Source organism: Sulfolobus tengchongensis, assembly GCF_036967215.1.
GTDB lineage: Archaea > Thermoproteota > Thermoprotei_A > Sulfolobales > Sulfolobaceae > Saccharolobus > Saccharolobus tengchongensis_A.
The window spans coordinates 671,466-690,245 of record NZ_CP146016.1 but is presented as its reverse complement, the minus strand read 5'-3'; the positions used below and the strand labels follow the sequence as shown (position 1 = coordinate 690,245).

Genomic DNA, 18,780 nt, shown 5'->3' with positions numbered 1-18,780 from the left:
TTGGAAGTTCACTAAACAATTTGAACCCTATAAAAGCACTGATTAGAAATAATATGAATAAACAAGCCAGTGTTCATGACAAAAGAACGGACAAGCCTCGCCTCTCTGAGGCAGAGTAATGCTTTTAATCTCTGAATACTTTAAAGTATTCGTGAAATACAAATCAACCAGGCATGTAAAATACCTATGCAAATACCATTTCGTATGGATACCAAAATACCGTAAAGCTGTACTAGAGCCCATAACAGAGGAACTAAAACAAACACTCATAAACATTGCTGAAGAATTAGGATGCGACGTTTTAACCATCGAAATCATGCCAGACCACATACACCTCTTCGTGAATTGCCCACCACGATATGCTCCCTCTTATTTAGCAAACTACTTCAAGGGCAAGTCCGCTAGACAAATCCTTAAGAAACACCCAGAACTCAAGATAAAAGACGGTCTGTGGACTAGAAACTACTTCGTTGCAACAGCTGGCAATGTAAGTAGTGAGACGATTAAAAAGTACATTGAAAGACAAAAGGTGAAAGAAGATGAAGAGAAGTAACATCGTTAGACTAGTAGTAGACAAAAAGACTAGAGAAACGCTTGGGAAACTCTCTCAAGTATACAAAGCTTGTTGGAATACTGTTAATTGGTTAAGAATGCAACAGTACAAGAATCATGAGAAAATAGACTTCAACACAACAGAAAAACAAGTTCATCAGCAATTTAAAGACAAGCTTAAGGTTAATACACAACAAGTATCTAGGAAAAATGCTGAAGCGTGGAGATCCTTCTTCTCATTATCTCATGATAAAAAGGAAGGGAAGTTACCTAAGTGGTTTAAACCAAGACCACCAGGGTACTGGAAACAAGGGATAATACTCGTAAGAAATGATAGATATGTGATAGATGAAGACAGTAGAACGATATATCTCAAGGATTTCAAACTCTCGCTGAGATTCAGAGGAATGCTGAAATGGAAGGGTAAACAAGGTAGACTAGAAATTTTCGAAAGGAATGATAAATGGTATGCGATGATACCAGTAGAGGTCGATTTCACACCGAAACAGCCTAAGGGCGATTTGAAAGCTTCAGTAGACTTAGGTATTGTTAATCTTGCCACTATCTATGTTGAAGATGGCTCTTGGTTCCTATTCAAAGGAGGTAGTGTGTTGTCTAGGTATGAATATTATTCCAAGAAGATTGCAAGAGTACAAAAGATTCTCTCTATTCACAAGCAAAGGAGGAGTGAGAAACTCTCTCGCCTTTACGAGAAAAGGAGTAGATTCCTCAGACACGCTCTGAACTCCATGGTTAGAAAGATAGTAGAAATCGCATATGAGAAAGGTGTTTCAGAGATTGTAATTGGTCATCCCAAAGACATTGCTAGAAACAGAGGAAATAAACTAACTGTGAATTTCTGGAACTACTCTTATATTATACGTCGCTTTAGTGAGGTAGCTGAAGAATACGGAATTAAAGTCAAAGAAGTAGATGAAGCATGGTCATCTAAAACGTGTTCCCTATGTGGGGAAATTCATGAGAACGGTAGGATTAAGAGAGGTCTATTTAGGTGTCCCCACATAGGGGTAATAAATGCTGATTTAAACGGAGCAATGAACATTTTACATATCCCCGAGTCCCAAGGAAGTGGGAGTAGGGGGTTTCTCTCACTGAGGGATAGGGGTAATGGGTTTAAGACTAAGCCCGTGGTCTACCGCTGGATGAATGGAGCGGGGTGGAGGGGTTTCCCTCCACCAGCAATGAAGTGATGAAAGTGAAGGCGGTAAACCACAAACCTATGATCCGCCCTAGGGGAACCCTTGCCCTTCAGGACGGGGAGGAGGTCAGATACTAAAGAGATCCGGAAGAAATCTGGGGAAATTAATTCTATATTATCTTCAAAACAGCGAGAAACATCGTCATTATAATGGATTGAGAAATTACATCCAGAAGATAAAGGATTATAAATTTACATAATAATTTTTGTTTCTCCACGTCTTTACTATATATACAAATTTATGCAAATGAGAGATAGATTCTAGTTATTAGTTTCTTTGTGTTTTTACAGTATTGAAAGTGAGCTGAGAATATTAAAAGCTGTTCGTTTTAGTTTCTTTATGTTTTTACATCGTATCGGCAGTATCTCTATCTACCGAAAGGAATGTTTTAGTTTCTTTATGTTTTTACGTGCCGAGAGATAGAAAAACTGCAATTTTCTTGAAGTTTTAGTTTCTTTATGTTTTTACAACCCAATATGTTGTACCTACTGTTAATCCCGAGACGTTTTAGTTTCTTTATGTTTTTACATTTTAAAGGATAGAAGTTTTCGTAGTTGTTTAAGTTTTAGTTTCTTTGTGTTTTTACATGGCACAGTGACTCACCCGCGGGGTTTTCATGTACTGTTTTAGTTTCTTTGTGTTTTTACGCTGCTTTCTCTACAATTTACCCCCCAGTAAAAAGAGTTTTAGTTTCTTTGCGTTTTTACACTATAGAGAATAGATTATATAAAATAAATCCTAAGTTTTAGTTTCTTTGCGTTTTTACTTTTGGACAGTGAAGAGAAAAAGAAGAATTTTGTTGTTTTAGTTTCTTTGCGTTTTTACATAATTGGTTGTACGTCCTAAGGTATTCGTCTAATGTTTTAGTTTCTTTGCGTTTTTACTATCCTTTCATCTTCGTCGAAGATATCAAAAACAAAAGTTTTAGTTTCTTTGCGTTTTTACAATGACGATAAGTTTGGCGACAAAAATGTTACACGTTTTAGTTTCTTTGCGTTTTTACTTTCTTACTGTATATACCAAAGACTCCAACCACAGGTTTTAGTTTCTTTGCGTTTTTACGTCCTGCCGTAGTATTTGCTATCGTGTTCGAAATCAGGTTTTAGTTTCTTTGCGTTTTTACACGAATGGAAGCTACCAAAAACATTTGGCAATGAATAGTTTTAGTTTCTTTGCGTTTTTACCTAACTTTCTTTTTAGTTTTTCATTTTCTTTCATAAGGTTTTAGTTTCTTTGCGTTTTTACAATTAAAAATGCGTCAGCATCTGGATATTCTCCAGTTTTAGTTTCTTTGCGTTTTTACAGGGAAGCATGGTATAGATGCAGTGCCAACGGGAAAAGTTTTAGTTTCTTTGCGTTTTTACATTCTAGGGAGGAGAGCATAATGGTAGACTATCGTGTTTTAGTTTCTTTGCGTTTTTACGATTTTCATACGTTCTATGAAGAGTTAGATTTTGTTGTTTTAGTTTCTTTGCGTTTTTACCATTTATCATTACAAATCGTTCTAAGGGGCTCTTATAGGTTTTAGTTTCTTTGCGTTTTTACCAGTACCGCCAATAGCCGTGATGTTGGTAGAATTGTTTTAGTTTCTTTGCGTTTTTACTTTACGGGGTCAAAAATGAAAAACACCCAAAATAGTTTTAGTTTCTTTGTGTTTTTACCTGTTTGTAAGGCAGAATTTCGTAGCATGCGTGCGTTAGTTTTAGTTTCTTTGTGTTTTTACCGATATTGCCGAAGAAATTTCTGATATCTGAAAAGTTTTAGTTTCTTTGTGTTTTTACAGAAGGCTGAACAAAATAAGCCAAGATTATCTTGAAAGTTTTAGTTTCTTTGTGTTTTTACTTAAGAACATTCCTACGTAGAATAAATTCCAGCCGTTTTAGTTTCTTTGTGTTTTTACGTATCTTTATGGAACGCTACAACAAAGTAATCAAGGGTTTTAGTTTCTTTGTGTTTTTACGATTGTCGCAGACATAAGTGCACAACTAATAAATGGTTTTAGTTTCTTTGTGTTTTTACAATCTTCTCTTCCGTATATAGATATATTGTCTTTGTGGTTTTAGTTTCTTTGTGTTTTTACCTCCGAATTTCGGAACTACAGCACCAGCCCAAATAGCGTTTTAGTTTCTTTGTGTTTTTACTTTGGCACTTCGAGAGGTCTCTTTTCTACTAACTGCGTGTTTTAGTTTCTTTGTGTTTTTACAATTGAGGCAAAGATTCGATCAGATTCGCAAACATGTTTTAGTTTCTTTGTGTTTTTACATAGTTTTTGCCTCTGCTAGTGAAATTGCCAATTTTGTTTTAGTTTCTTTGTGTTTTTACTTTAGAACAATTAATAAGAATGCAAATACAGATAGGTTTTAGTTTCTTTGTGTTTTTACACCAGCAGTGGCACTTACACAATCAACACCACAGTTTTAGTTTCTTTGTGTTTTTACGTAGCGCAATAAATGATATACTGTCATTGTTACATGTTTTAGTTTCTTTGTGTTTTTACACCATGTTCTTGGACTCGATAGAAGATTCTTTAAGAGTTTTAGTTTCTTTGTGTTTTTACATGATGGCTACCCTGAGGGGTGGGTACATAGAGCTGTTTTAGTTTCTTTGTGTTTTTACAGATGTCACAAGCGTTATCAATGTAGCACCACAAGGTTTTAGTTTCTTTGTGTTTTTACACGGGGGTTTTAATACGGCTAAAAGAATATTCTGCAGTTTTAGTTTCTTTGTGTTTTTACAAGCTGTCAAACAATGCACCATACAAAGCCGATTTGGTTTTAGTTTCTTTGTGTTTTTACTTTTGCTGAGTAGCTGATGCTGAGATGTTGAAGGGTTGGTTTTAGTTTCTTTGTGTTTTTACCTCAGTGTCTGCAATCAAGTATGTCTGTTTCCAATTGTTTTAGTTTCTTTGTGTTTTTACAGATAATTCGCGCTGCTTTAGAAGAATACTTAGACAGTTTTAGTTTCTTTGTGTTTTTACAACTATAAATAGTATGCATAAAAAATCTATCCACTACGTTTTAGTTTCTTTGTGTTTTTACAAAGCTGAGCAAACACATGCCACTGAAGACAATTTACGTTTTAGTTTCTTTGTGTTTTTACGAAACATAGGGAAGAGCAAGAACCTCAGACGTTTATGTTTTAGTTTCTTTGCGTTTTTACTGTCAGTAATTTCCTTAGAAAATTTAGAAAGTTTTGAGTTTTAGTTTCTTTGTGTTTTTACTGTGCGTTCTTTACGCTAATTTTCTCTTCGTTTTTCGACTATATAAAGATTTCTATTCCTTCCGGATCCTAAATGGGGTTCTTGGGTCCGGAAGGGAAGCTCATAATACGTTAGTTAAAAAACTAAGTATATTGACGTGGAAAAATCTATTTATTTAACTTCAGTTTATATATACAAATAACTTTGATGAAAATTTTAGCGTTTTAAAGTATTTTAAAAAACCTTTAGATTTAAACCTTTATTTTGAATATCTTGAAAACAAAAAATGCTTTGTGGGGGGATATTCGTAACCGGTTATGTACATCGTTTTTACTATGGAGGGAATGTAAAAAAGTTTTGAAAACCTCACGAAGTGAATGAAGTTGATTTTTTAATTTAAGTAATTTGCTGTTAACTCATTAAGCTTATCTTCTCCTCATCAATATTACAACTAAGGCTACAGCGATAATAATGATAACTGCAATTACCCCAATTAATATGGGACTTATTGATGTTACCAATGTTTCGTTTATCGGCTGATTTACCACTACGCTTCCACCTATTGATATATTTTCGGTACCTTTGAAACTACCTATTAAGTAGAATGGTAAGTTTGCATTTAGGGTGATTGTTGTACCAGCATTTACCCATTCTTGATTAGTTGTAATACCATTAATCGTGATGGGATAAGACGATTGCACAGTGACTAGATATTGCTTTACCGCTTTAACACCGACAGAAAGTGGCGAATTCACGGTAAATATGGGACTTGGTGTTATTGAAGTTATTACATATCTTTCACTACTAGATGGATAGTAAGTTATGTTCTCTATGTTAACTGAAGTATTTGCATTATACCATCCAGATATTAAGGTCTCATTTTTGCCATTAATTACCGCATACAGAGGGATAGGGGAAGTGACATTTATATAGTATTGCGATATTCCACTTACTGTTATGTTAATAGGTGAATTTACAACAATTGTCGTTGGTTTAACTATAAGTCTGTGTGTAGACGAGTAGTAGTAGGTTTGGTTGACGATTTGTATGGTAGTGTTTGCGTTATACCATCCAGATATTAAGGTCTCGTTTTCTCCGTTAATTATCGCATGTAAGGGTATTGGAGAAATGACGTAGTATTGTGATATTCCAGTGACAGTTATATTGATTGGCGAACGAATTACAACAGTTATTGGTTTAACTATGAACCTATGTGTAGGTGAATAATAGTAAGTCTGGTTAAATACTTCTATGGTAGTGTTTGCGTTATACCATCCAGATATTAAGGTCTCGTTTTTCCCGTTTACTATTGCATATACGGTTACTGGTGAGCTAACATTAACATAATACTGTGATATTCCACTTACTGTTATGTTAATAGGTGAGTTAATAACGACTATCGTTGGTTTAACTATAAGTCTGTGTGTAGACGAATAGTAGTAGGTTTGGTTGAATATTTCTATTACTGTTCCGTTAGGATAAAATCCTGACTGAAGCTCTTCTTCCTTTCCGTTAATGATCGCCTTCACTGGAACTGGTGAGTTTACTTTAACGAGATAATACCAAGTGTAATTGGGTTTAATGTAATACGCGTTAGGCATGAAATCTGAGGGATATATTGTAATGTTTTGTTGACCATTTAGTATGGCAAAGGCTGATGAATTTGCCGTATAATTCTTGATGAATCCGATGCTTAGTGGTTCATCACAGTATCCTGCAAGTGAGGTAATATTTACTAAGGATCCGTTTATGTAGAATGGAACTGGTGATGTAATATTAAAGTACGTTAAGAACGGGGGAAGGAATTTAACCGTATAGCTAGTAGGATTAGGTGTACCAGTAGTTACATATGCTAAATCGAAAGTTATGTTAACGTGCAAATTATCTGCAGCTTCTGCTGTATCATTTCCATAAGTGTAAACGAGATTGAACGATTTCCAATGATCGTTCTGGCTATAATATAGGGCTAGGAATGAAGACATGTTAAGGAAGCTAGTCTTCTCACCACCAAAAACCCCTCCCCAGACTAGCTCAGCATCTTTTAAATCCCATCCAGTGTATGAATCGTTTACGATAATTGAAGCCGAAACTATACCTTTCACTGGAATAAAGACGGTGTCATAAAACACTAGGTTAGGTGGATATATTTCGCTTCCGTTACGTATGATCAGATATCCGAAATTCACTATGACGCCAGAGGAATTATATGATTCATTTATTAGCAAGTAAAAGATATAAGGTAATTTATAAGGCATGATATAAGTTGAAGCTGCGTAAAATGACACATTGATTGGCTTTCCATTTATATAATAAGTGGAATTATACACACTTCCCTGTCCCTTAATTTGTGTAATGTTTGCGAGATAAGCCGTAGAGTTCCAGACATTATCTACGAAATTCATTACTGAGCTGTTTGTAGAGAAATCTGCGACATCTTGTAACCAATAATAATACGTTGTAGTCGTCGTATTTACTTGCAATATTACATTTAGTTGAACTGATGCACCATATGGACATTGAGAGAATGATGAGTTATATGCTAGTAAACTATGGACGTCAACAAATCCTAATATTGCATTGGTAAATATTGGTCCATTATGTGCCGATATTCCAGTTGGATATTGTGCGTAAGCTACTATTGAGACCATTCCCAGCAGGATTAAGATTAGCCATTTCATAATAAAAGGGTAAGGAAAAAGTACTTAAAAATGTTTCTTTCTCTTTCAGAATATAATTTTTAAACTCGTCTATTTCTTAGACTGTCTACTTTTCACACTCAAATAGACGTTAGAGTAAACCCTGTTTAATTTCAATTTCTACAAAATTTAGCTTTTAAATCTCTTCTTAAATTAATTAGAGGTAAAAATTCATGAGTTGAACTACTTTGTGGGGGGTTTTCAAACTTACGTTGCTTTTTATTAATTCTATCAGTAGTAAAAATGACGTACCAAGCCAGATAGGTTACAAATATCCCACAAAGCAGAGTTGAACAGATTTAGTTACCCTTCCTTGATTTCTCTTATAAGGTTTTCAGTTGGGTTTACCTTATGAAGAGAACGTTATTTTCCCCAAATCTTAGTTTGCGGATTTTCTGAAAACTGAGGCTATCCTCTCTATCTACAGGACTATTCATAGAATAGAATTATCGTCTATTTTTCAAATGATAAACACACTACAAAATACTTAATTTTATATATAATTGTTTTTTATTAATAGATAACATGAAAGCGCTCATTTCGAGTGGTACAACCCCAGATGCATTGAAGTCAGTTATTACGAGACTTTATGAAGAGTATGGCATTGAAGAGTTCCTTGTTATTGGCACGGGAAAAAGTATTTACAATTATGAAGATATAAAAAAATTTGGTGATTTCAAAGTAGAAGTGAATGTTGGTCTTTCAGAGTCAGACTTCAACAGGAATATCGAGAGTTTAAAAAGTTTGCTGAAGGATATCGATGTGGTTGATTTAACTGGTGGGACTAAAGCAATGGCTGGAAGTATTGGAATTGCATCAATACTGCTAAATAAGCCCGTATCATACCTTGAAGGACCTACGGAATATTTCAAGTCTTATTATCCTTTCACACCAAGAACTTTACAAAGATTCTCAATTTATGGGAAAATAAGTGGTAATAAGAAGAAGTTGAAGTTTGAAGAGAACTTTCCCAATGAGACTAATTATTTAGATTTTCCTAAGATTTTCTCATACATCTTTAACTACCTAACAGTTAATGGAGATTACACTCTCAAGATAGATTTTAAGGGAAATAGAGACGCATCTAAACTTTACGACCTTAGTACGGACGAGATGGCGTGGAAATCCTTAGAGAAGGCTTTACAATCCCTTGGAACAGTCATTATGGGTAATGGATATTACGCCAACTTATCAAAGGGATTAAATTGTAACTACGGATACGAAAATAGAAACGACCTTACATTAGATTTTCTCACAAACGTTGGATATTGTACTTTAACTGGGGAAGGGCTAGATCAGTTGAGGGATAAATTAGTCATAGTCGATACCAATGTTTTATTCACCTACGATTTCGTGAAAATAAATCCGCGTCATTACATTACAATAGATTGTGTAAAAGAGGAAATAAGTCATAAATCCTCTGACGAGAAGAATCCGTTTGCGAGATTAGCTATATATAAATTGGATAGTTTAGGATTTTATGTAGAGGATTATAAAAACTGTATTGAGGAGGGTAGCAAAAACGTTAAGAATAAATGTGATGCGTGTTTAATTACCTACGTTGAGAGATTACCTAATTATCTTAGCGACGATGTAGTTTTCCTCACTCGTGATAAGAATCTATATGGCTCGTTTAGCCAAAAAACAAAAATTAAGAGAATTTTACTAAAAGAGAAAAAAGCAGATTACGAGAGGGGGAGAGGTTATTATTCCTTCTTTAAACTACTTTACCTTTACGTTATACTTACAGGGGAAAGCGTCAAAATGGAAAACGTAATGATTGAACCAGGCAACAGAGACAAAGTTAATATAAAACTTACTTAACAGCGTGCGTGCGCATCAGAGTGAGAAAAGTTTTTCTTTTCCCCTTCTAGTTTGTGTGGTAAAACTATCTGGTTTGGAACGTTCTTTTTTACTACTGAGAGAATGTAAAAAACTAACGTAAGTTTTGAAAAACCACACAAGACAATTAGTTTGTGGATTTTGTGAGAATTGAGGCTATTCTCTCTATCTATCACGACTATTCATGGAATAGAATTATCGTCTATTTTTCAAATGATAAACACACTACAAAACAATAGTTTCTATAAGTTCTAGGTAAGACTAAATGGATAAAAATTATTTGTTAAGTTCTATATAAGATATAATTTATAACTGTATTTTTAAATATATTATGAAGACTCATAAGCTATTTATTAATTGTCTTAGGTCTGATGAGGTTTCAAGGGGAGGGTTTTTGCTTTATAACAAATAATATATTTTTTTAAATTATATTGCATAAATTGTGGATTGGACACTGTCTCGAGTTTTCCAAAATCTATGTTAATTTTTCATATCCTCCTCGAGTAAAAAGAGCGTTCCAAACCAGATAGCTCACAAATACTCCTCCTACTAATTCACAGTGTAAATTGGTTGAATTGTTAGAGACAACAGCATGTAACACCTCCACAAGGCAGTCTCTTGCGTTTTTACAATACATTGATGAACTACCAGGAGATGTGCTTTTTGGTTTTAGTCTCTTTGTATTTTTACATAAGCAAACCCACTACTTGTAATAGAATTTATCCTCTACTATACATAAAATAGAATTTATCCCTTACTTGCATAATCCCTATTATAATTTCTATTCCTCTGTTATTGTCTTTGAGACGATAAAATAGTTTTTTAACATCAGAGTCAATTTTAAGTGTCTCCAGTTCAAACATTTTCAGTAACAGATTTATAATCTCTGTGACTTGTTCTTGCGTTAGATCACGAAAAACCTCTTCGTCTTTAGTGGAATATAGGATTTGCTCTAGAATCTTATTCACAATCATCGTCATTTCATCTTTTTTAGTTTCTTTATCGTTATCGTTTTTACACATCAGTAACAGAATTTGCTAAATAGATTATAAAGTTTTTAGTTTCTTTGCGTTTTTACTGGAATTGATGATTTTGGATTTGGGAACTGGCAACCAGTTTTAGTTTCTTTGCGTTTTTACATCACATTAATGACTTTACAGAGAAGTTGTTAAAAGTTTTAGTTTCTTTGCGTTTTTACGAATTCGAAAAATCGATAGATTTGTACACACTAGATGTTTTAGTTTCTTTGCGTTTTTACTAGGTGCTGATATACATGCTGAGGATAATTATAAAGTTTTTAGTTTCTTTGCGTTTTTACACGTCTCACTAATCTTCCAATCCTCTGTATAACTTTGTTTTAGTTTCTTTGCGTTTTTACAAGTTGTTTTGTAACTGGTAAGTGCAACTCAGTTTGTTTTAGTTTCTTTGCGTTTTTACGAGGAAATAGCAAAATACATAAAAGACAATATCTCACTGTTTTAGTTTCTTTGCGTTTTTACAGAGTAAGACAACAGTATAATGATCCTGAAAAAATGTTTTAGTTTCTTTGCGTTTTTACTCAAAAATATTTCTGACGAGCAATGGCGAGACACAAGTTTTAGTTTCTTTGCGTTTTTACTAGATAAGGTAATCAATAGCATTAAGGAGGAGATAGTTTTAGTTTCTTTGCGTTTTTACAACTATTGGATCATATATATAAATGAAAGGATTATCGTTTTAGTTTCTTTGCGTTTTTACACTTGATAGTCATGCTTTCACCAGAATTGTTTATGAAGTTTTAGTTTCTTTGCGTTTTTACAATAGAGGAATTCACCACCAGCACCTTGTACAACAGTTTTAGTTTCTTTGCGTTTTTACCTTAAATGTTAGGGCGGAAGTAATGGTGTCCCATAAGTTTTAGTTTCTTTGCGTTTTTACTTTGTACGACCTTTTTTATGTGACAGATGAAAGGTTTTAGTTTCTTTGCGTTTTTACCTCATTATTTAGAAGTAAAGTAAAAATACTATTTAGTTTTAGTTTCTTTGCGTTTTTACAATTCCATTTTTCGGGGTGTAAGTATGAGTTCGGTGTTTTAGTTTCTTTGCGTTTTTACATTTCAGCAACTATATGACATGGCAAACAAACTTGATGGTTTTAGTTTCTTTGCGTTTTTACTATCGTCCTCATTTGCTCAAAACAACATTGAAATTGTTTTAGTTTCTTTGCGTTTTTACATTAAAAAATGCTTGGCTAGCCATAATCATTGCGGGTTTTAGTTTCTTTGCGTTTTTACTCCACAAAGTTCTTCTATATGCATATCGTTAGGAGTAGTTTTAGTTTCTTTGCGTTTTTACTTTACGTAGGCACAATGTACAACACTACTGCATTGTCTGTTTTAGTTTCTTTGCGTTTTTACACTCAATAAAACTCAATATACAGAAATTATCTAACAGTTTTAGTTTCTTTGCGTTTTTACTAATTTGCACTTGAAAGAGTCGTATTAGATGTAATGTTTTAGTTTCTTTGCGTTTTTACATCTTTTCACATATTTGCAGAGGATTATCAAATCGTTTTAGTTTCTTTGCGTTTTTACATTTCGTTAGAGTTACTGTGGATTATCACTTTGAAGTTTTAGTTTCTTTGCGTTTTTACAGCAGTATCAGAGTACGACGCAGTAATCGCATCATGTTTTAGTTTCTTTGCGTTTTTACATAAGCGTGTCAGAGGTACCCGCCATTGAACCAAGTTTTAGTTTCTTTGCGTTTTTACCAGAGTAATATATACTAAAGACGGAGAGATATTGCTGTTTTAGTTTCTTTGCGTTTTTACTACTAAAGCCATTTGAAAATGAAGACAAGATAGTGGTTTTAGTTTCTTTGCGTTTTTACTCCCAACAGAGAACCCCGGGAGAAGTGACGGGGATGTTTTAGTTTCTTTGCGTTTTTACTGCAGCTCAGATAATCTTGCAACGCGATGAGGAAGTGTTTTAGTTTCTTTGCGTTTTTACAGAGATGCAATGAACAACGGCAACGCTTCTAGGTCGTTTTAGTTTCTTTGCGTTTTTACACGATCCAAAAGTCAACGAGTACGTGGTCAGAAATTAGTTTTAGTTTCTTTGCGTTTTTACACATTTGATTATAGAGAAACATCAAATATTATCAGTTTTAGTTTCTTTGCGTTTTTACAGATCTGCCCGCTTAGAAACTTTTTAACGGCACTTTGTTTTAGTTTCTTTGCGTTTTTACTTGACTTTCAAGATGATGTGAAGCAAGTCATCAAGTTTTAGTTTCTTTGCGTTTTTACACAATCTTCTTCTTTACCATCACTTCCCTATCAGTGTTTTAGTTTCTTTGCGTTTTTACGAGTATTCACGGAAAGCCTGAATATGTGATATCCGTTTTAGTTTCTTTGCGTTTTTACATGCAGTTAGCACGCTTGCAACGTTCTTTTATAAGGTTTTAGTTTCTTTGCGTTTTTACATGAGATTATTGAAAGAATTTCTGCTTTGTTCTGGGTTTTAGTTTCTTTGCGTTTTTACAAAGTCTCATAATGGGCGATAAACAATGTCAATCGTTTTAGTTTCTTTGCGTTTTTACTATCTACAATATAAATATATATACATGCCACATAGGTTTTAGTTTCTTTGCGTTTTTACATGAAATGGCTTCCGATAGTAATTATTATGCCTATACGTTTTAGTTTCTTTGCGTTTTTACTCAATCTCGTTAGCAGGTGCACTAAGATTTACTGTTTTAGTTTCTTTGCGTTTTTACTTATTTAAGATTTTGATAATTCCTTTAAAATTGAGTTTTAGTTTCTTTGCGTTTTTACACAATTAAGGTTACAGTAGAGAATGCAGATTGTTCGTTTTAGTTTCTTTGCGTTTTTACGTGGTAGCTGAATATTGTTCCCACTTCCCGCGTAGTTTTAGTTTCTTTGCGTTTTTACATGGCAACCCATATATCTTCACCACCATATATAAGAGTTTTAGTTTCTTTGCGTTTTTACTAGTTTGGAATTCTAATTCCTAGCACATTTTCAGTTTTAGTTTCTTTGCGTTTTTACGGGTGTTTACCGTCAAATTTTCTAGTCATTTCCCTAAGTTTTAGTTTCTTTGCGTTTTTACACTAGTGGAAATTGAGTTCACACATTCTATCGATATTGTTTTAGTTTCTTTGCGTTTTTACTGTGCGTTCTTTACGCTATTTTTCTCTTCGTTTTTCTACTATATAAATATTTCTGTTTCTTCCGGACCCTAAATGGGGTTCTTGGGTCCAGAAGGGAGTTTTAAGGAGTTTTAGGGTTAACCTAAAAATTTTTACGTAAGGGTCCGGAAGGGAAATACGTAATACGGTTTCACTGAAGTAAATATATCAATATACCTAAAAAATAGATAATGATATATTAATATCCTGCTTTGTAGTTTGTGGATTTTCTGAAAATTGAGGCTATTCTCTCTATCTATTAGGGCTATTAATAGAATTATCGCCTAGTTTCCAAGTGATACACACACTACTGTTCTAGTAAATTAAAAAAGGACTTTCACTTTCCCCAGCACTTAGTCTAATCTTCACTAAAGTCTTAGTCGTAATGTTCTGATTTGTCCATTATTTCCTAATCTTCACTAAAGTGGTAATTAATCATGAATGTAAAATAAAAGTATAGATCCTTTTCAAAAGGTTGGAAACATCAGGATTGTGTAAATAAAAGTACTGAAAACGACACAGTTTTTGTCCTTATAATACGCGGTATTTAAAATAAAATATCGAAAGGAAGTGTCATTGCAATCTAGGATAGAAGTTATCATTATGTAAAATGAAGGTATCAATAAAGTTAATTTTCCATTGGATAATTAGTATCTATGTCTGTATCAGATAAGGTTAGTGTATGAGTAAAGTTACTTTTTGGACATTTTTAAACTTAAGTTACTCTTAGAATCCTCTTTATAGTAGGAAATAACGTGCTAAACCAGATGATTTACGATTATCAATAAAGAATAGTAAAGTTGAAGTTTATATATGAGTAAAAGTAACTTCCTCAAATAATAGATATCCACCAAACACTACACTGCTTCGTGAGGTTTTTGAAAACCTACGTTACTTTTTAACATTCTCTCTATGGTAAAAAAGCGTTCCAATGAGATGGTTTGCAAATGAGTGGGATTGTGGTGAGGGTAAAAGAGGGTTACAGGTTTTAATGACGTGGTTTACAAATATTTTATTAGATCAACCCATGCTGAAATTCATAAAAGTTCCAATCAGATAGCTTACGAATTCACAACGTGAATTAGTTGAATTGTTAGAGGCGAAGAATGCAATGCCTCTTACGGTTATTCAACAGTTTGGTCGTTAGAGGCGATATCATGTAATTTCTACAAATACCCCGCAAGGCAACAAAACGCTCCAATTGGCAAAAGGTGACTTATTCCTTACATGGACTGTTACCAGTATGGGCAAAAGATAACCTATCTCCTTTTTCAATTTCTGTAAAAGTATCATACGTATCTTTCCACAGAGGATAAAAATTTAATATTCTCCTTTCCTAGTTTAAAGTATGATTCTCATAGTCACTTTGGGTTTCGATGAGAAGTTCCAGATTAGGGCGATAATGAGGAGGGCACCAAATTTGGAAAAGGTAATAATAACTGGCTCGTTTAAGGAAGAAAAGGCTAAAAAGGCTTTGGACTCACTAATGGAGTTCTTCAAAATGACTGGATTCAGTTTCGAATTAGTTGAGGTTGATCCTCACGACTTTTATGGAACTGTAGTGACTATGAGTAGGCTGATTCTCTCAAATCAAGGCAAAGAGTTCGTTGTGAACTTAAGTGGAGGTATGAGGTCATTAATTTTAGCTGTCTTATCCTCATTTATTTTAACCAACATGGACGCTGAAGTTGAAGTGGAGACTGAGGACTTTAAGAAAGTGATAACTTTCAAGATCTCTGACTTAAGGGCGCCATCTCTATCTGCGGATCACATAAATATATTGGACGCTATAAGTAAGGGATATAATACTGTGAATTCCATTCATAATTTACTTAACATGCCTTTATCCACTGTCTGGAGGAGGCTAAGGGAACTCAGAAGTGATGGTTTAGTAACAGAGGATAATAGACTGACTGAGAAGGGAAAGCTTATGCTGAAACTTTACACCTAATCATTTAATTATTTTACATTTCTTCTTAAGGGTTTTTAAGTGGGTTTATCTTATAAAGGGAACTTGTTTTCCCTTAGTAATCTTGAAAAACCCCACAAAGTATTAAAGAATAGTTTATTTAGCATTTTGAATGCTTTACGCTAATCAAGAGAAGGATCTTAATATTTTCAAGTACTCCTGCTTTATGGGGTATTTGTTGGCTATCTGGTTTGGAACGCTCCTTTTATGAAGAGAATGTAAAAAAATTGACGTAAGTTTTTAAAAACCTACAAAGTACATTACTTAACTATTAAATACGTTTAGGTTCCTTAAATTAAATTAAACATTTCCTTATGGGTTAAGCTAGTTATACCTTTTATCAATCATCGCAAACAGCTCTGTAACGTAAAAGAACTGCGCTAATAGCAGCGAAAATTTTTAAATAACTATGTGCAACTCCAGACTAATGAAGGGAATATTCATTCTCTTTATCGTTCTCATATCTATTGGAAGTTTATTGGTTTACGCAAGGAATCATCCAGTGGGTATTTCAGCACATAATGGCCCTATTTACACAGACGCTGTATTAGGTTTCGCCAATATAACGTCTTTAGGGGCTTATAATTCGTCATTTAACCAAGCTCCTTATGGTGCTTCACTTCAATTAAATGTTGTTGATAAAGTGGTAACACCCACAAATACATACTATCTTTGGTTCCAGGATGTAGCTTACTTTCTCACCAATAATGATACTATGAACTTTGGCGATAATATATGGAATTTCACTTTACCTTATGCTAATGTATCTAATGTTATAGGTGAAGGTGAAATATCAGTATATAACACATCTTATCATCAAACGTATTATGCAGCTGGATGGTATATTTCCAAGTATTATTTTCCTTTCGCATTTTATCTCCTTATTAATGAAACTTATAATAACTCTGGTGTGGAAGTGGATTTCGCTTATATGCACAGTTAATCATTAACAATAGGGTAAACTATCGAGTGGAAGTGGATTTCGCTTATATGGTTATTCAAAATGGAAGTATTGCTTATCCTTCCAATTTTTACGTATTTGATAGGGCATTCATAAAGATTCCTAATGTTGAGTCCTCTTATATTATCATAAATGATTCCACAACTCCAAGGGAATACTTAAATTCAACGTACTATCTTTGCGGAAATCTCCTAGGCGCTGAATTAGTATGGGGAGGAAGAGATGACGGCGAATTTACAACCTTTACTAACATGAGTTCTTATTTATCCCTTTACTATAACAATCAAGGTGTTTGGACACCGTTTAACGTAATCTATACTTATGGAAATGATACTGAAGAATCTGCTGATAATCTGGTAGTGTCTTTAGCCAAGAACGGTTACGTTTATGTTACAATTGGAAATCTAAACCCCAAGTTACTCACATCACATTTCAGCCCACCGTTAAGTTTCGCCTATGCCGATATTTACTGTGATATACCTTTTTACGTAAACGGAACTCTCACTAATGAGTTTAAAGGTTATGTGACATTTCCAGTTACACTTTCATTTATAACGAATTACACAGCTAATTCTTCAGCTTTTGCCATTTATAACGGTGAAAATATCACCTTAGAACCTTCTTACAGACCGATAATATACTCTTTCAAACCCAATTATACGTGGTATTACCTAGTTAAAATAAACTCCTCATTCCCAGTTTATATTAACGGAGTGAATACAAATGAAATGTGGGTGAAAAAAGGCAGTGTTGTAGTGTTAAACGCTGATATTCCTTCTAGTGATGCTGGGTATTTTAAGGGAACTTACTACTTGACTCTAGGACAAAGCGTAACGGTGAATCAACCTATTGTCGAGAATCTAGTGGTTATACCTAAAGCAGACTTATTTACTGGAATATTATTCTTTGCGGTTATACTAATTGGTATTTTAGGGTTTGTTGCTTTTAGAAGAAGGAGGAAGGCGAGAAAGTATAGGAATTGGAAAAGCAGAAGAAGAACAAGGGGAAGAAGACCTTATTTTGACTGAAATCTCTAAATATTTTTGCCTAATGATATTTCGTTGAGGGTTTTCCGAAATTTATGTTACTATTCCCCTCATACTAGAGGAGCGTTCTAAACTAGATAGTTTAAAAAAGAGATTTTAGAAAGATTCTAAAAATTTTGCAGCATTACAACCTAAACTCCTTGACCCGTATTCTCTAGCAAAGATAAGAAACAACTAGGTTTAACTAATGTGTAAAGCTATCTTTGTTGATACAAACATCATAATAGCCTTGCTTTGTGAGGTATTTGTAAACTATCCGTTTTGAACGTTCTTTTCGCTACTCAGAGGTAATAGTAACGTAAGTTCTGAAAAGCTTCACGATTTTTCACTACACAAACACTTATACCTTTACACTAGTACACGCTCTCCCATCTTAGTAAAATATATTATTCTACTATTTCTAATTACTATCGATGGAAGAGGTTAAAGTAACGAGAAATTATCAGATCACGATCCCTTACGAGATTAGAAAGAAATTGAATATTAACGTTGGTGATAAGCTCATAGTTTACATAGAAGGGGATAAAATAGTGATAAAAAAGAAGAAAGGAGATATTGCTTCTCTCGGGTTTATCATTAGAAAAGAAATTTACGGATAAATATGTGAACGAGGTTATTAGAGAAGCGGGAGAGAAGATTGGAAGTAGCAGTTGATACGAATTTCTTAATTGCATTTAATGCAAAGTTTTAGTTTCTTTGCGTTTTTACCTTCATACTTCTTACTGGGATAGTGTGGAAGATGACCTGTTTTAGTTTCTTTGCGTTTTTACAGAGTAAAGTGGAATTGCGAACAGTGGATTTACCCGTTTTAGTTTCTTTGCGTTTTTACACGAGAATATTTTAAAAGAAAAGAGACACGATAAGTTTTAGTTTCTTTGCGTTTTTACGGGGATGTTGTTTCATCGTTCTTCAGCAGGCTAAAGTTTTAGTTTCTTTGCGTTTTTACTCCGTACAAAGCGGTGCACTGACCTCATCATAAGAGTTTTAGTTTCTTTGCGTTTTTACAGAGTAAAGTGGAATTGCGAACAGTGGATTTACCCGTTTTAGTTTCTTTGCGTTTTTACTAAAAGTAGGTTCTATGTTCCTATGGCATGGGTACGATGTTTTAGTT

General features: G+C 33.9%; 7 protein-coding genes, 2 pseudogenes and 3 CRISPR repeat arrays (1 of these 12 cut by a window edge). Of the genes and pseudogenes, 7 read left to right on the top strand and 2 right to left on the bottom strand.

Annotated features, from left to right (window positions below):
* Positions 1 to 151: 151 nt before the first annotated feature.
* Together tnpA and V6M85_RS03210 are read left to right on the top strand one after the other, a co-directional pair.
* Positions 152 to 553 carry an IS200/IS605 family transposase gene (gene tnpA / locus V6M85_RS03215; protein ID WP_338602912.1) on the top strand — a complete coding sequence of 134 codons (402 nt, stop codon included), beginning with the start codon at positions 152 to 154 and terminating at the stop codon, positions 551 to 553.
* Positions 540 to 1,849: pseudogene (locus V6M85_RS03210) on the top strand (RNA-guided endonuclease InsQ/TnpB family protein). The gene tnpA and the pseudogene V6M85_RS03210 overlap by 14 nt, the downstream one beginning before the upstream one ends.
* A 187-nt stretch (positions 1,850 to 2,036) precedes the next feature.
* A CRISPR array of direct repeats spans positions 2,037 to 4,992; the repeat unit is 24 nt; unit sequence GTTTTAGTTTCTTTGCGTTTTTAC.
* A gap of 404 nt (positions 4,993 to 5,396) precedes the next feature.
* On the opposite strand, the gene V6M85_RS03205 reads toward V6M85_RS03210, so the two are convergent.
* Positions 5,397 to 7,649, bottom strand: a complete 2,253-nt coding sequence (locus V6M85_RS03205) for a thermopsin family protease (protein WP_338602908.1) — start codon at positions 7,647 to 7,649, stop codon at positions 5,397 to 5,399.
* A 543-nt stretch (positions 7,650 to 8,192) separates the two neighbouring features.
* On the opposite strand from V6M85_RS03205, the gene V6M85_RS03200 reads away from it, so the two are divergent.
* Positions 8,193 to 9,491, top strand: a complete 1,299-nt coding sequence (locus tag V6M85_RS03200; RefSeq protein WP_338602905.1) for a hypothetical protein — start codon at positions 8,193 to 8,195, stop codon at positions 9,489 to 9,491.
* 737 nt (positions 9,492 to 10,228) lie between these two features.
* Here the strand turns inward: V6M85_RS03200 and V6M85_RS03195 are convergent.
* Positions 10,229 to 10,531 carry a hypothetical protein gene (locus tag V6M85_RS03195; RefSeq protein WP_422398114.1) on the bottom strand — a complete coding sequence of 101 codons (303 nt, stop codon included), beginning with the start codon at positions 10,529 to 10,531 and terminating at the stop codon, positions 10,229 to 10,231.
* 32 nt (positions 10,532 to 10,563) lie between these two features.
* Positions 10,564 to 13,675: a CRISPR direct-repeat array (repeat unit 24 nt; unit sequence GTTTTAGTTTCTTTGCGTTTTTAC).
* A gap of 1,366 nt (positions 13,676 to 15,041) precedes the next feature.
* On the opposite strand from V6M85_RS03195, the gene csa3 reads away from it, so the two are divergent.
* The 4 genes and pseudogenes from csa3 (at position 15,042) to V6M85_RS03175 (ending at position 18,323) form a co-directional block, all read left to right on the top strand.
* Positions 15,042 to 15,644 (top strand): CRISPR-associated CARF protein Csa3, encoded by a 603-nt coding sequence (gene csa3 / locus V6M85_RS03190; RefSeq protein ID WP_338602900.1) that lies wholly within the window; start codon positions 15,042 to 15,044, stop codon positions 15,642 to 15,644.
* A 445-nt stretch (positions 15,645 to 16,089) separates the two neighbouring features.
* On the top strand, positions 16,090 to 16,605 hold the full coding sequence (locus V6M85_RS03185; protein WP_338602897.1) for a thermopsin family protease: 516 nt from the start codon (positions 16,090 to 16,092) through the stop codon (positions 16,603 to 16,605).
* Positions 16,606 to 16,631: 26 nt separating this feature from the next.
* The gene (locus V6M85_RS03180; protein WP_338602894.1) at positions 16,632 to 17,651 is read left to right on the top strand and encodes a thermopsin family protease; all 1,020 of its coding nucleotides are present in this window, start codon (positions 16,632 to 16,634) and stop codon (positions 17,649 to 17,651) included.
* Positions 17,652 to 18,082: 431 nt separating this feature from the next.
* A pseudogene (locus V6M85_RS03175) lies at positions 18,083 to 18,323 on the top strand (AbrB/MazE/SpoVT family DNA-binding domain-containing protein).
* Positions 18,324 to 18,353: 30 nt separating this feature from the next.
* A CRISPR array of direct repeats spans positions 18,354 to 18,780; the repeat unit is 24 nt; unit sequence GTTTTAGTTTCTTTGCGTTTTTAC (it continues 730 nt past the right edge of the window).

Excerpts from the sequence above, each read along its gene's own strand:
- V6M85_RS03185 (WP_338602897.1), top strand. The coding sequence starts at position 16,090 with ATGAAGGGAATATTCATTCTCTTTATCGTTCTCATATCTATTGGAAGT.
- V6M85_RS03200 (WP_338602905.1), top strand. The coding sequence starts at position 8,193 with ATGAAAGCGCTCATTTCGAGTGGTACAACCCCAGATGCATTGAAGTCA.
- V6M85_RS03195 (WP_422398114.1), bottom strand. The coding sequence starts at position 10,531 with ATGTGTAAAAACGATAACGATAAAGAAACTAAAAAAGATGAAATGACG.
- csa3 (WP_338602900.1), top strand. The coding sequence starts at position 15,042 with ATGATTCTCATAGTCACTTTGGGTTTCGATGAGAAGTTCCAGATTAGG.
- V6M85_RS03205 (WP_338602908.1), bottom strand. The coding sequence starts at position 7,649 with ATGAAATGGCTAATCTTAATCCTGCTGGGAATGGTCTCAATAGTAGCT.